We start from the raw sequence: 13,797 nt of genomic DNA, 5'->3' as shown, positions 1-13,797 counted from the left end.
AAATGGCAGCTGCACGAAATTAGAACTGTACCCTTACGCACTTTGAATCGCAAGGTGCCGGATATTGACCGCATTTTTACGAATTCTGTATAACATCCATAGCATACAGCAATGTGTGACTACGAACAGGAGGGGATTGATCGTTCTGAAAAATCCTCTTGTAAAAACACTGTAATGATGTTGAAGTGTGCAAAATGAAAGTTGGTGTAGTGAGTGGGGTCTTTGCTTTGGTCTATTGGCTGCTATTTTATTGAGATATATGCTCCTTTGTGGTTCGGTTCTCACTGAGTAATGATTTGTCAAAAACTGCTCTTGGCCATCATCTGAGAGCAGATGTTTTTATTTATATAAAGTGGTACAATAATGACCAATAATACCTAGAGAAGGAGTGAGATATATGCAGGTGTTTTTTAGCTATGGACATGATACTCACAAAGATTTTGTTCACCGACTAGCAGAAGAGATAGAAAGCTTGAGCAAAGGTGAGATAAAAGTTTGGATCGATACGTATGGTATTAAATTTGGAGATCATTGGCGTGATAAGATCACAGAAGGAATCCTTGAAAGTCAGAGTGTTATCGCTTTTCTATCAAAATACTCTGCAAGAGAGGAATCAGTGTGTCGTGACGAATTGTCAATAGCGCTTGTTTCAAAGCATGGAATGATACGGACAATACTGTTAGATGCAGTACCTCCGAAGGGCGATTTTATTCCGTCATCTCGTCTTAGCGAATATCAGTGGCGTGATCTTAGCGATTACCAGTCTGTACAAAAGCAAGGCGAGGAGGCTTTTTCGGAATACATTTCTACGGAAGCTAAACAAATCATAGAATTGCTTAACAGCGATGAAATAAAAAAATACAATGATGAAATCAAACGTTTGCGAAAGGCTTATTGTTTGCCGGAATTTGATGACTGGACAAAATTTGACCACCTTCTTAAAGAAGAAATGATTGGTAGAAACTGGCTGTTTGATAAGATCAAAAAATGGGAAGAAGACCCAAAAGGCAGCAAGGTCATGATGCTCTATGGTCAGCCGGGAGCTGGGAAAAGTATGTTTTCAGCGCATCTTCAGATGCGGGATCCCGCTGTTGTTGCTGCTTTTCCATGTGATTGCAGCCATCAACAATACAGCACGACTGAGAGCATAATTATCAATATTTCATACAGGCTTGCTCTGCGTATAAAAGATTACAGAACGTGGATCCTTGCTCATCTGAGTGACACGAGTTTTGATCTTAGCGGTGATATGCTTTTTAACCGGCTCATTCTTCAGCCGTTGTCTACATGCACTGTTGATGGAGATAGGGCGATTATGGTCATTGTAGTTGATGCACTTGATGAGATGGAAAACGATACACTCGCTAAATTCATAGCAAATAATGCAGAGGCTCTAAGACCGTATGTAAGGTTTCTTATCACATCAAGAAAAATTCCAGAAATTACTGAGCGCTTCAACAAATATCCAAATATAGATTTTGATTTAGAGGAGCAGCATGGCAGAGCAGATATCGAAGAATATTTCAAAAGTAAGCTTTGTGTTGCGCTTGCAGGATATGAGGGCAGTGAGCAGTTTATCAACAAGCTTATCGACTATAGTCATCTTATGTTCACTTATGCCGAATGTGTATGCAACAACATACTAGCAGACATCAAGGCTGGATGCTTCATTATTCAGGAGTACCTAGTGCCGAACGGAATCGGCGAATTGTATAAGCAGACCCTTGATAGAAGCTTCAATGAAGAACGAGGCAGATATTCTATAGAAGATTTCAAAAGAACTTGGCGTAAACCGCTTAGCATGGTACTGGCGTCCCCTGAACCCCTGCCAATCAGCACGTTAAAGCTGCTTATGGATTGGCAGGACGATGAGTTGAATGATTTTCTACATCCATTGTCAACTCTCCTCACGAATACATATGGTAGGTTGCAAGTGTTCCACCGTTCATTTGGAGAATGGCTGTATGAAACAAAGACAGAATACAAAACCTCAACAGCAAGCGGTATTTCAGCACTGGCAGAGGCTTGCTATTGTATATATAAAGATTCACCTGATGATATGGACGAGTATATTTTACTATATACTACTAGATTTCTAAGAGAAAGCAGAAAAAGAGTACATAAAAAAGCGTATTATGAGGTTTGTCGTTCTGAAGAATTAAGAGACAGAATTTTTGGGTACGGTGATCGACATTATTCTTTAAAATCAATATACTTTGCTGAAGAATTAATTACAATTCTAAAACACTTAATTATAGACAACCCTGAAGATACGGAAATTCTAAATGAGTATGGTTTATCAATTAGCAATTTAGCATTTTTATATGAAGAACAAGATAATTATGAATTATCAATTTTATATTATAATAAAACTATTGATTTTATAAAAGAACATCTTGATCAAGATTCTGTCAATATGCAAGTATTATCTGATTCATTAGCTGGGTTAGGAAGAATATATGAACAACTTGGTGATTTAACCAAAGCTCAATCATTCTATTCAGATAGTGTAAATATAAAAAAGGAACTTTATGATAACAATCGGGAAGATCGAGAATATGTAAATGATTATCACAAAATGCTAATAATATTAATACATATATGCAAAAGAATATACGAATCATTAGAAGACGAGAGCCAAGCGGCAATATATAATGATAAAGTTGATCAGTTACAAAAACAACTAGAAAAAATATATATCGAAGAATATGAAAAAATATATATCGAAGAATATGATCAAGAATATAATGATAAAGATGAGAACTCAGAAATCAATAATGATAAAAAAACAAACAAAATGATGAAGCATTTTATTCGTAGATTGTTTTATGGATGACTATAATAAGTTTGCAGTTGATAAAGCAGAGTGCAGTATCGTTATCAGGCAGAATATAGAAAAAGCTGAAATGATAGCCGGACCGTTTGATAAAGAATTCTATCCGGATCTGACAGAGTTACTGAAGAAATAGACGATGATGCTATCGGAGGAAAATCAGCTGTATGTGTTATGTGCCTGTGCTTTTTACATAGTTGATTACAGTCCGAAACTGATCGGACAGTAATAAAAGATCTACACCAATACTACACCAATTACGATTTTTCGGTTTAGTTGTTTATGAGGTTATGTAGGGCTTTTAAGCAGTAAAAAACCATAAGCTCCTTAATATAAATAATAAAGAGACATGGAAAGTCGGGTGGTAAGTTCCCGCGTATGATAAGAATGCACTCTGCCAGTCATCGTTCCACAATACGGACAGCATAATTGTTCCTGTGTTGAAGCTATATAAAGAATGATCTTTGATTCGGTAACTCGTTTATCACACAGACTGTAGTTTTTATCCAACGAACTGATTACAGTATTCATTTTGCATCCCTCCGACAGTACTTGACATCTATATTATACTGATTTTGCACTTTAATGTCAACTAATATTGGAAAGAGCCCAACAGCACCGGCACACGTTCCACAACGACCAAGTCCGGCGGCAGCACGACTGAGTAAGGAGGTACAGCATGGCTATTAAAAAGACGATCACCGTTGACGGTATCGAGGTTCCGTTCAAGGCGAGTTCTGCTGTGCCTCGCCTTTACCGTATCAAGTTTCGCAGGGATATTTACAAGGACTTCGCCGTCCTTCAGACTTCTGTGCAGGAGGGCGATGAGGAAGGTTCTACCCTTGATATCGAGAGCCTTGAGCGCATACTTCATGGCGAAACACGCTGATCCGGAGAACGTCCCGGACGACTAGCTCGAAACATTCAACACATTCTCCATTTACGAGGTGCTGCCGCAGCTCATTGAGCTGTGGGGACTCAACGTGGAGACGCAGGCGGAGTCTAAAAAAACATCGAAAAACTGACCGCCCGATGACAACGCCCCTTTTCCTTCTCCGATGTGAGCAGATCGGGCTGTCCCTCTCGGAGCTTGATCTGCTCACAATCGGAGTCGTGAATGATATGTTCACCGAAAAGGAAAATGACGAATATGACGGCTGGCATGAGGTCGCTGGTCAAGCGGATTTTGATGCTTTTTGATTGACTTTTTCTTCCTTCTGTGCTATAATTTTTTTATAGGCAGGGGTGATAAAGATGGATGAAATAGTTATTGCACGTGTTGATGGAGATGGAAAAGTAATTGCTCAGCAACGGTATAGAGACTATATTCAAGGACCGAAGTCTCTTGCAATCACAGCAGGTTTACATGGTCGTAAATTATTTGATATTCTGCTCGACGAATTCGGATATATTACTTATCGAGATAATAAACCGGCGTGGAATTTCATTCTTCAAACAGATACGAATAGAACAATAATGAATCTTCTTGGAAAAATAGCCGAAGCTGTATTAGTACGCCGGTGTCATGAAGATAATGAACTTAACAGAATTCTAATATCAAAAGCACGGTATGTATCACGTAGGCAACCGTTATCGTTTACTAATAAGTATTTTGCTTTAGGAACTGGACTTTTATCTACCGAGAAAAATAATAGAATCTACTATAATCCTTCAGAGACTCAACGTGATATTGAATGGGTAGATGATAGGAATAAGCTATTGTTAAAAAGCGGTAGCACTGTGTCGTCTGGAGATATTGCAGGTCTTCAATTGAAAGCAAGTACAGATGGAATGAACTATGTTTATGACGATTTAATCAAACATAGATACATGGTTCCTTTGGTGTATTTTGGCGTGGGGCGACACAACGATTTTGCTGAAATAGCATCAACTTTAATTAAAAATGGCTATCTACATCATTCTATGGTGGACGTTGACTTTATTGATGCCGCAGCGATAGACCCGTATGGATTTGATGAAGTTCTTACTTACGTTGATATGGTTACTGCAATCGTAAAAGGGAAACTCAGACCAGAGCAACTTCTTGATATTGCTGATGATTATCCGACACTTCAGACAGCTATAACTGTAACAGGGATAATGCAATCTGGTTTAAACAATGAAATTGAATGCTAATACCAAGCACTTGCTACGGCAGGTGCTTTTTTCATGCCCTCACGGAGGAGGTGAACCGCATGGCAAACAGAATCAAGGGCATCACGGTTGAGATCGGCGGCGATACAACCAAGCTGTCGAAAGCTCTGGAAGGTGTCAATAAAAACATCAAGAACACGCAGACGCAGCTCAAGGATGTACAGAAGCTGCTGAAGCTCGATCCGTCCAATACGGAACTGCTCTCGCAGAAGCACAAGCTCCTCGCCGATGCGGTGACGGCTACCAAAGAAAAGCTGGAAACTCTGAAAACCGCTGCGGAACAGGCAAATACAGCCCTCGCCAACGGCGACATTTCGCAGGAGCAGTACGATGCCCTCCAGCGGGAGATCATCGAAACGGAACAGGAATTGCAGAATCTTCAGCGTGAGGCGGAGGCTTCCAGTACGGCTCTTGCCAAGCTCGGTCAGGCGAGTGAAATGCTCGAAAAGGCTGGCGACAAAATCGCCGATGTCGGTACGACACTGACCACCCATGTGACCGTTCCCATTGCGGCTGCGGGTACAGCCGCCGTAAAAACAGCAGCGGATTTCGATTCTGCAATGTCGAAGGTCGCTGCTGTATCCGGTGCGACCGGTGATGAACTGGACGCGCTCCGGGATAAGGCTCGTGAGATGGGCGCAAAGACTAAATTCTCCGCTTCCGAAGCCGCCGATGCCATGAACTACATGGCAATGGCGGGCTGGAAAACCGGAGATATGCTGGAAGGTATCGAGGGCATCATGAACCTTGCTGCCGCTTCCGGTGAGGACTTGGCGACAACTTCGGATATTGTAACTGACGCTCTGAACGCTTTCGGCTTATCTGCTGCCGACAGCGGTCATTTTGCTGATGTTCTGGCGGCGGCATCGTCCAATGCAAATACGAACGTCAGCATGATGGGCGAAACCTTCAAATACTGTGCGCCTGTTGCCGGTTCACTGGGATTCTCCTGCGAGGATACAGCACAGGCAATCGGACTGATGGCGAACAGCGGTATTAAGGGCTCGCAGTCCGGTACGGCACTCCGTGCTATCATGACAGCGCTTGCGGGTGATGTCAAGTTCTGCGGTGAATCCTTCGGCGAAATTGAAATTGCAACAACCAACACAGACGGCTCGATGCATGAACTGAATGACATTCTGGCGGACTGCCGTGTGGCTTTTGCGCAGATGTCCGAATCGGAACAGGCATCTGCGGCACAGGCGCTGGTCGGCAAGAATGCGATGTCCGGTTTCCTTGCGCTGATGAATGCTGCCCCTGCGGATATTCAGAAGCTGGAGGGCGCAATCAGCACCTGTTCCGATGAGATTGACGGCTATAATGGCGTGACCGCAAAGATGGCTGCTGTTATGCAGGACAACCTCGGCGGTCAGCTCACCATTCTGAAATCGCAGCTTCAGGAACTTGCTATCAGTTTCGGCGAAATCTTGATGCCTGCAATCCGGGCAATCGTGACGAAGATTCAGGGCTTCATTGACAAACTGAACGCTATGGATCCCGCCACAAAGGAAACTATTGTCAAAATCGCACTGGTAGCGGCGGCACTCGGACCTCTCCTTGTCGTAGTTGGCAAAACAATGGTCGGTGTCGGTAAGCTGATGCAGCTTGTTTCCAATCTGCCGACAATCATCGCAGGCGCAAAGGCGGCATTCACTTCCTTCGGCGCTGCGATCGGCAGTATCAGTGCGCCCGTGGTCGCTGTCATTGCAGTTGTCGCTGCACTGGTGGCGGCTTTTGTACATCTGTGGCGCACGAATGAGGACTTCCGTAATAAGATCACGGCAATCTGGGAGCAGATCAAGAGTATCTTTTCCGGTTTCTGTCAGGGCATTGTTGACCGTATCAATGCGCTGGGCTTCGATTTCAAAAACATCACCGAGGTCATCAAAGCAGTATGGGACGGACTCTGCAAATTCCTGAAACCGATCTTTGAGGGGCAGTTCCAGCAGATCGCAAATATCTTCAAGGCTGTGACAGACATCATCCTGAGTATTCTGGATATTTTCGTCGGCATCTTCACCGGCGACTGGAGCAGAGTGTGGGACGGAATCAAGGGTATCTTTTCTGCTGTATGGAATTTCATCAAGGATACGCTGAAAAATGCGCTGCATATGATCAGTGGTATTTTCGGCACTGATCTTGGTGAAGTGAAGGATTTCTGCTATGTAGGATTTTACCCCAATAAAAGAATGAAAGATCCGAAAGAATTCCAAAATGAAATAGGCGAGAATCTGCTGACTATTGCTGCAAAAAGAGAGGCAAACTTCTTCATAAGCGAGCGCGGTAAATTTTACGCACAGTATGATTCAAGAAAACAAGTGTTCTATGTAACGGATGATCTGTATTTATATACTACCTGCTGATAAATCGAAACGGTTTTTGATGCAGGAACATTTCAAAGATTATTAAGAATACACTGTATCCAAAGTGAAAAAGATAATTTTACAAAATTCTATATGATACACGCAAAACGGATAGACCGTTCAGAGTGCCTGTAGTTTATACCGATGAGATAATTCTTGTTGGAGTAAACTACGGTGACAGCAAGTGGCAAAGCTGTGTTATTGAGTAATTTCGTAAATAGAGGTCAACATTCTCCGTAATTTTTTTACGGAGAATGTTGACTTTTCATAGAAAATAGTCTATAATATGTATAGGTGGTGATATCAATGCTAAAACGATTTGAAGTTAAGGGCTTTAAGAATTTCAAGGATACGCTGATAATTGATTTTACAGATGTCAGGGATTATAAATTCAACAAAGAATGCATTACTGATGATCTGATTGGTAAAATGGTTGTTTACGGCAAGAATTCAGTGGGTAAATCTAATCTCGGACTGGCAGTTTTTGATGTTGTGACACACTTGTTTTCTCGAAAAGTCAATTCAGATCTTTACACCTATTATTTAAACTCTGAGACTGATATTTCTGAGGCTGATTTTATATATACATTTCAATTTGGTGATGACGAAGTATGGTATCACTATAAAAAGAACGAGAAGCAGGAATTGCTTTACGAAGAGGTCGTTGTTAATGGCGACATGTTTTTCAGATATGATCTCACTAATGGTGAAGGCGATTACGGAGATGCATTCAAGGAAGTTGCAGGTTCTTTAAAATTTAAAAATCTCAATGTTGAATCTGTGCTGAGTTATGTATCGAATAATGTGCCGCTGGAATCAGACCACCCGCTTTCAATGCTGCTTTCGTATGTAAATTCAATGCTCTGGTTCAATTGTTCTGATGAGGATTTTATCGGTTACAAATTCAAGCGCACTGATTACTATGATTTTCTGAAAGATGATGCTTTGAGAAATGAATTTCAGGAATTTCTCCATGATGCAGGTGTAAACGAAAACCTTGATATAAAAAAAGAACCCGATGGAACAATGGCGTTGTACTTTGATACTGCAAGGCCGATGCCGTTCTTTAAAGTTGCATCCAGCGGTACGAAAGCATTGTACACATTCTTCTACTGGTACAAAACAGCTAAAAATGTATCACTGCTTTTCATCGACGAATTTGACGCATTTTACCACTATGAACTTGCAGAAAGCATTGTTAAGCTACTAGAGAAAATGCCGAAGACTCAGGTGATTCTTACATCGCATAATACCAATCTGCTTACGAACAGGATAATGCGCCCAGATTGCTATTTTATTCTTTCGGACAATAAGCTGACTTCCTTTGCAAACGCAACAAACAGGGAACTGCGTGAGGGTCATAACCTCGAAAAACTCTATAAAAGCGGTGAGTTTGATGGCTAAAGAGAAAGCTAAGATACTGATGCTGGTCGAGGGTGCAAAGACAGATGTTAAGCTGATGACACATTTGCTTGAGGTTTACGGCATTGACAATAATCACACAATCGTTTCTTACAACACGAACATTTATACACTGTACAACGAGATGTTTGCAGACGGTGATCCAGAAAGTAAAGATCTTCTGCAAGTTCTGAAAGCACATGAGACTAATACAAATAAGAAAGCCATATTTGACGAAAGTTATTCGGATATTCTTCTGATATTTGATCTTGATCCGCAGGATGACCACTATTCAGCGGATAAGATAACTGAGATGGCTGGATATTTTGTGGAATCCTCTGATATGGGAAAACTTTACATAAACTATCCTATGGTGGAGGCGTTCTACCACATGAAGGATATCCCGGACAATGATTATAATTCTTATGTAGTATCGATGGATGAACTTAGATCTCATTCCTACAAAGGAAGAGTGAACAGGGAAAACCGAAATCATGACTATAATAAGTTCGCAGTTGATAAAGCAGAATGCAGTATCGTTATCAAGCAGAATATTGAAAAAGCTGAAATGATAGCCGGACCGTTTGATAAAGAATTCTATCCGGATCTGACAGAGTTACTGAAAAAACAGACGATGATGTTATCTGAAGAAAAGCAGCTGTATGTGCTATGTACCTGCGCTTTTTACATAGTTGATTACAGCCCAAAACTGATCGGGCAGTAATGAATGTTCTACACCAATTGTGTTTTTTCGGTGTAGTAGTTTATGAGATTATGTAGGTTTATTATATCGTTTTTGTAATACTGTACAGTTGTATCGCGTTGCCTTTGTCAATGTGTTTTAAATCTATTGAAATCATACATTTCTGCAACGAAAAGTGTGTAATTATGATTGACATAAAATAGTGTTTGTGTTATAATTAAGACTATCAAGACGAGTGGGACTGTAAATTAATTAGGAACCACCATATTACTCGAAACCGACATTAGTGTTCATGGTGTTTATCATATGACTATATGAAAATGAAAATATGCTTTGGTTTTTAAAGGAATTTAGAGTGATAATAAATGAGCAGAGAACAGTTTTCTTTTAAAAAGAACAGAATCAAACAGAAAAAAGACAAATTATCAGAATTGACACCTGATGAGGTTGATAAACTAACCAAACTATTTGAAGCAAAGCAATGGACAATTAATTCCAAAGACGATGAGGATAATTTATTTGATAATTTTAGCACAACTTTGCGGATGCTTGATACTGAACAAAGGAAGCTGATTCTTGATTTGACCCAAAAATATATTTGTATAGAAATAAATGAGTATTACAAACGTTTTGTTAATGCGTTTGACGAATACTTTAGTTCTAAAAAAAGTGATGGCGGGGAAAAAATACATATTTTCATTCTTCCTTTAATCTCAAAAAACGATTTTGGAAAGATAAAAAGTTCTGATTTTTTATTCTATATTATTAAGTGTAATTTGGAAAAGCTAAGCAATAGATACAAAGACATCGCGAGTCTTTCGCTAGTTGAAAAAACTTCTTATTGTGATATCGATGGGGAGTTTTTGAAACAAATGCAAAGTGAAAATAATTACGTGTGTCTTATTGATGATTTTATGGGATCGGGAGATTCAGCAGAATCAGCCGTAAGGTATCTATATGAAAGTAAAAATATACCAATAGATAATATTTTTGTTGTGATTATTGCTGCAATGCAACAAGGAATTGATCATCTACAAACACTTCAAATAAAAGCGTACTGTGACACTGTATGTCATAAAGCAATTACTGGTACAGGATACAGAGAAACTGAAAGAATAGAATTGATGAATAGTATATCAAATAAAATAGGTTCAAAAGAAAAAGAGTATTTAGGATACGAGCGTTCTGAAGCTCTAATTACATTAGCAAGAACACCTAATAATACTTTTCCTGTATATTGGCTTAAGAAGAAAAATAAGCATCCCCCTTTTCCGAGGTGATTATTATTAAAAAAAAAGATATAATACTGTTGAAATGCATAAAGCAGAAAAACTCATTTGCGATAGTAAAAAGTCTTGGAATGACCTATTCTCAGATTGCAATGAGCATTCAAAAACTATTAGAAGATGGTTATCTTGAATACGATGATGACGATACAATTATTCTTACAGAATTAGGAAGTAATTCTGTAAATGATTACGACAAAAACAGTGATGATAGAGAACAAAAGTGGATTCACCCACAATATAGCAAATATAGTGCTCCTCTTGATCCAAGTATAATAATTATTCCAAAACGGCTTAAATAATATAGCACTTAATAGACTGTACCAGAATTGTATTCAATATGTGAATACGGATTGGCGAGTCGTCAATCATTTAGGAACATGCTTTCAAGCCTTTCGACAAATGTCTTCATTTTCCTAGAAGGAAAATGAATCAATTTGTCGAAAGCTGAGCAAAGCTCAGCTGTAGCATACAGTAATGTATGCTAAGAATTCTTTAGTGGTACAGTCTATTAAGTGCTATGTTGCTCTGTTAGGTGATTATATGAAAAAAAACTACTATGATAAAATTATTCTTGAATGTAAAAAGCATAATAAATCTCAAGAATTTGTTGATACATATTTAGCGTATTATGAAAACCTTACCCAAAAGGGTCTTCCTGTTATTTCTTCTCCAAAACATTTTTCAATGTTAGTTGGCATGGATCATGATTACATTTGTTCTATGGCTTATTCACCCAAGCATTTTTATAGGACTTTTTATATTGAAAAAGCAAATGGAATGAAACGAAAGATTTCAGAACCTCTGCCCGACTTAAAATACGTTCAAAAATGGATTTTGAAAAATATTCTTGAGAAAGTAAAAGTCAGTCCTTATGCTAAAGCCTATGTTTCTAATAGTAGTGTAAAGCACAATGCGAGATTTCATCGTAAACAAAAAGTAGTGCTTTCAATGGATATAAAGAGTTTTTTTCCTTCAGTTAAAGTTAAAAGTATCGTTGATATTTTCAAATCTTTTGGCTACACCGAGAATGTATCTTGTTTCTTGGCATACCTGTGTTGTAATAATTATTGTTTACCGCAAGGTGCACCAACAAGTCCATATTTATCTAATTTGAGATTGTTGAAATTTGACTCTATCATATCACAATATACAAGTCTACGTAAGATTCGTTACACTAGATATGCAGATGATCTCACTTTTTCTGGTGATTTTGATCCTTCTAATTTAATCAGATTTGTAAGTAAATGTGTGTGGGAAGAAGGATTTAAAATCAACTCTGATAAAACAAGAGTCGCATACGGAAATACGCGACAAGAAGTCACTGGAATTGTTGTTAATGATAAAATGCAGATTCCAAAAACTGGGCGTAAGAAAATTAGACAAGAAGTATATTATATAAGAAAATATGGGGTTAGCTCACATTTATCTCATATTAATGAAACTAGGGTTCATTATCTTAATCATTTGTTAGGAAAGATAAATTTTGCTTTGTTTGTCAATCCGAATGATATAGAAATGAAAGGATACTATGATTATATAATAAGTATTATAGAAGATGTGGACTAATTAGTTTTGAGGTCTAATAAATTGCATCTTGAATAAGTCTACCGAAAAAAATACCTGTGGTATAATATGAAACACACATATAATTCAAGACAAAAAATAGTTCTTAATGTAGATTCTTTTGAGAACTTTTTTGTAAACAGTCACTTGGATATGCTTGGGGATACAAAATGTTTTAGCTATGATTAGAAATAATCCTGTGATAAAATAAGAATAGGCCTACCAACCCAAACTTAGAAATCAAAGAGATATTGTCAATGACAAAAGCTGATTGAATGAGCAAATATTCATATATCATCGGTACACCAATCCTACACCAAATTTACACCAATTACGATTTCCTTGTGTAGTTGTTTATGAGGTTATGTGGGGCTTATAAGCAGCAAAAAAACATAAGCTCATATTATATCAAAAAATAAAGAGACATGGTAAGTCGGGTGGTAGGTTCCCGACGATGAAGTCAATAGACTGAAAAACGCTGTAATTACGCGGGTTTCGGGGTATCACAAACAGTTTTGACCCCAATTTGACCCCAAAATAAAGCAGTGCAGAAAATAACCCTGAAACAGTAATAGTAATAAAAAAGACCGATCCGTTTGGGTCGGTCTTTTTGTGTGGTCATGGTAACACTTCCAATGAAACAATTACTATATTCATTCAAATTATTCCTTTCTTATTCAGAATAATTTAGAAAATTTATTTATATTCATTTACTATATTTTTTGAAATTCTCTGCTTGTTCTAGAACTTCCTTGTACACATCATCAATGGTTACCGGGGGATAATCGAATTCATCAAGCAGAAGAATCAGATCGACTTGCAGATTAGCTTTAATATCCTCACGGGTTGCCCAATCAGTATACCTTGCCTTATCATCTACAATAACCTTAATGCGCTTGGATAGTTCTATCATTTTATCTTTGGGATATTCAAACTCATACTTCTTAGCTACTGCGCTTAGAATATCATAGAAAGCCTTCTCCTCAAAGTCAATTCCCATATCCATAAATGAGTTCTTCTCTGTTTTTAACTCTGAAAGGAGTTTGGCGAGTTGCTCGGCAACATCGTCAAGGACTTCATTGGCATATGCTTCGTCACGTCTGCGGTTATTGTAGTCATCAACAACCTGTTTAAGACGTTCGGAGAATTCTATGAAATATGATACTTTCGGCATATCTCTACTTGACTTCCTTTACAGTCAAGATATTCAGTTACTGCTTTCAACTTAGTTTTCGCAGAATACCGTTTGTTTGTATGGCTGATCCTGACCGATTCTATTCCATCTGTTTTTGCGAAAACTACCATTTGTCTAAACGTTTCTTTTGTAACCCCATATTTCTTGGCTATTGATGCATAGCTTCCTTTTCCTGAAAGATATTCTTGCACTGCTTGAATTCTTTCTTCATCTGTCAGTTTTCTTCGTGACATAAAATAACCCCCTAGAGTTTTACACGATTTTTGTTTTTTCGTGTGTCTACTCTAAGGGGATTA

At 38.6% G+C, this 13,797-nt stretch carries 12 protein-coding genes and 1 pseudogene; 11 read left to right on the top strand and 2 right to left on the bottom strand.

Annotated features, from left to right (window positions below; genetic code table 11):
- Positions 1–397: 397 nt before the first annotated feature.
- The 11 genes and pseudogenes from BMY75_RS15875 (at position 398) to BMY75_RS15835 (ending at position 12,309) form a co-directional block, all read left to right on the top strand.
- Complete coding sequence (locus tag BMY75_RS15875; RefSeq protein ID WP_074835817.1) at positions 398–2,836, top strand: toll/interleukin-1 receptor domain-containing protein; 2,439 nt, start codon at positions 398–400, stop codon at positions 2,834–2,836.
- Positions 2,829–2,969, top strand: coding sequence for a hypothetical protein (locus BMY75_RS18115; protein WP_170844326.1), 141 nt, complete (start codon positions 2,829–2,831; stop codon positions 2,967–2,969). Before BMY75_RS15875 ends, BMY75_RS18115 begins: the two co-directional genes overlap by 8 nt.
- Before the next feature lie 543 nt (positions 2,970–3,512).
- Complete coding sequence (locus BMY75_RS18745; protein WP_347500205.1) at positions 3,513–3,722, top strand: hypothetical protein; 210 nt, start codon at positions 3,513–3,515, stop codon at positions 3,720–3,722.
- A gap of 143 nt (positions 3,723–3,865) precedes the next feature.
- The gene (locus BMY75_RS18290; protein WP_207646285.1) at positions 3,866–4,033 is read left to right on the top strand and encodes a hypothetical protein; all 168 of its coding nucleotides are present in this window, start codon (positions 3,866–3,868) and stop codon (positions 4,031–4,033) included.
- Positions 4,034–4,087: 54 nt separating this feature from the next.
- A complete protein-coding gene (locus tag BMY75_RS15865; RefSeq protein WP_074835814.1) occupies positions 4,088–4,969 on the top strand; it encodes a hypothetical protein in 882 nt (293 codons plus the stop codon).
- 59 nt (positions 4,970–5,028) lie between these two features.
- Positions 5,029–7,137 (top strand): annotated as a pseudogene (locus BMY75_RS15860) (phage tail tape measure protein); the annotation flags it as partial.
- Positions 7,138–7,656: 519 nt separating this feature from the next.
- A complete protein-coding gene (locus BMY75_RS15855) occupies positions 7,657–8,754 on the top strand; it encodes an AAA family ATPase (protein ID WP_074835812.1) in 1,098 nt (365 codons plus the stop codon).
- Positions 8,747–9,475 (top strand): hypothetical protein, encoded by a 729-nt coding sequence (locus BMY75_RS15850; protein ID WP_074835810.1) that lies wholly within the window; start codon positions 8,747–8,749, stop codon positions 9,473–9,475. Before BMY75_RS15855 ends, BMY75_RS15850 begins: the two co-directional genes overlap by 8 nt.
- Positions 9,476–9,819: 344 nt before the next feature.
- Entirely contained in the window at positions 9,820–10,734 is a 915-nt protein-coding gene (locus BMY75_RS15845; RefSeq protein ID WP_074835807.1) for a phosphoribosyltransferase-like protein, read from the top strand.
- A gap of 29 nt (positions 10,735–10,763) precedes the next feature.
- Positions 10,764–11,042, top strand: a complete 279-nt coding sequence (locus tag BMY75_RS15840; RefSeq protein WP_139199862.1) for a helix-turn-helix domain-containing protein — start codon at positions 10,764–10,766, stop codon at positions 11,040–11,042.
- A gap of 175 nt (positions 11,043–11,217) precedes the next feature.
- Positions 11,218–12,309 carry a retron St85 family RNA-directed DNA polymerase gene (locus tag BMY75_RS15835; protein ID WP_081350593.1) on the top strand — a complete coding sequence of 364 codons (1,092 nt, stop codon included), beginning with the start codon at positions 11,218–11,220 and terminating at the stop codon, positions 12,307–12,309.
- 703 nt (positions 12,310–13,012) lie between these two features.
- Here BMY75_RS15835 and BMY75_RS15830 read toward each other — a convergent pair.
- Together BMY75_RS15830 and BMY75_RS15825 are read right to left on the bottom strand one after the other, a co-directional pair.
- Positions 13,013–13,480, bottom strand: a complete 468-nt coding sequence (locus BMY75_RS15830; protein WP_242940267.1) for a type I restriction enzyme endonuclease domain-containing protein — start codon at positions 13,478–13,480, stop codon at positions 13,013–13,015.
- Entirely contained in the window at positions 13,456–13,734 is a 279-nt protein-coding gene (locus tag BMY75_RS15825; RefSeq protein WP_139199860.1) for a transposase, read from the bottom strand. The genes BMY75_RS15830 and BMY75_RS15825 overlap by 25 nt, the downstream gene beginning before the upstream one ends.
- Positions 13,735–13,797 lie beyond the last annotated feature (63 nt).

Source organism: Hominimerdicola alba (genome assembly GCF_900109655.1).
In the GTDB taxonomy this organism is placed as follows: domain Bacteria; phylum Bacillota; class Clostridia; order Oscillospirales; family Ruminococcaceae; genus Hominimerdicola; species Hominimerdicola alba_B.
Note: the sequence above shows the minus strand (reverse complement) of the source record. Positions and strands in the feature narration are given on the sequence as shown.

Bases quoted from the DNA above. Each gene is read 5' to 3' on its own strand.
- BMY75_RS15875 (WP_074835817.1), top strand. From the start codon at position 398: ATGCAGGTGTTTTTTAGCTATGGACATGATACTCACAAAGATTTTGTT.
- BMY75_RS18115 (WP_170844326.1), top strand. From the start codon at position 2,829: ATGGATGACTATAATAAGTTTGCAGTTGATAAAGCAGAGTGCAGTATC.
- BMY75_RS18745 (WP_347500205.1), top strand. From the start codon at position 3,513: ATGGCTATTAAAAAGACGATCACCGTTGACGGTATCGAGGTTCCGTTC.
- BMY75_RS18290 (WP_207646285.1), top strand. From the start codon at position 3,866: ATGACAACGCCCCTTTTCCTTCTCCGATGTGAGCAGATCGGGCTGTCC.
- BMY75_RS15865 (WP_074835814.1), top strand. From the start codon at position 4,088: ATGGATGAAATAGTTATTGCACGTGTTGATGGAGATGGAAAAGTAATT.
- BMY75_RS15855 (WP_074835812.1), top strand. From the start codon at position 7,657: ATGCTAAAACGATTTGAAGTTAAGGGCTTTAAGAATTTCAAGGATACG.
- BMY75_RS15850 (WP_074835810.1), top strand. From the start codon at position 8,747: ATGGCTAAAGAGAAAGCTAAGATACTGATGCTGGTCGAGGGTGCAAAG.
- BMY75_RS15845 (WP_074835807.1), top strand. From the start codon at position 9,820: ATGAGCAGAGAACAGTTTTCTTTTAAAAAGAACAGAATCAAACAGAAA.
- BMY75_RS15835 (WP_081350593.1), top strand. From the start codon at position 11,218: ATGTATGCTAAGAATTCTTTAGTGGTACAGTCTATTAAGTGCTATGTT.
- BMY75_RS15830 (WP_242940267.1), bottom strand. From the start codon at position 13,480: ATGCCGAAAGTATCATATTTCATAGAATTCTCCGAACGTCTTAAACAG.
- BMY75_RS15825 (WP_139199860.1), bottom strand. From the start codon at position 13,734: ATGTCACGAAGAAAACTGACAGATGAAGAAAGAATTCAAGCAGTGCAA.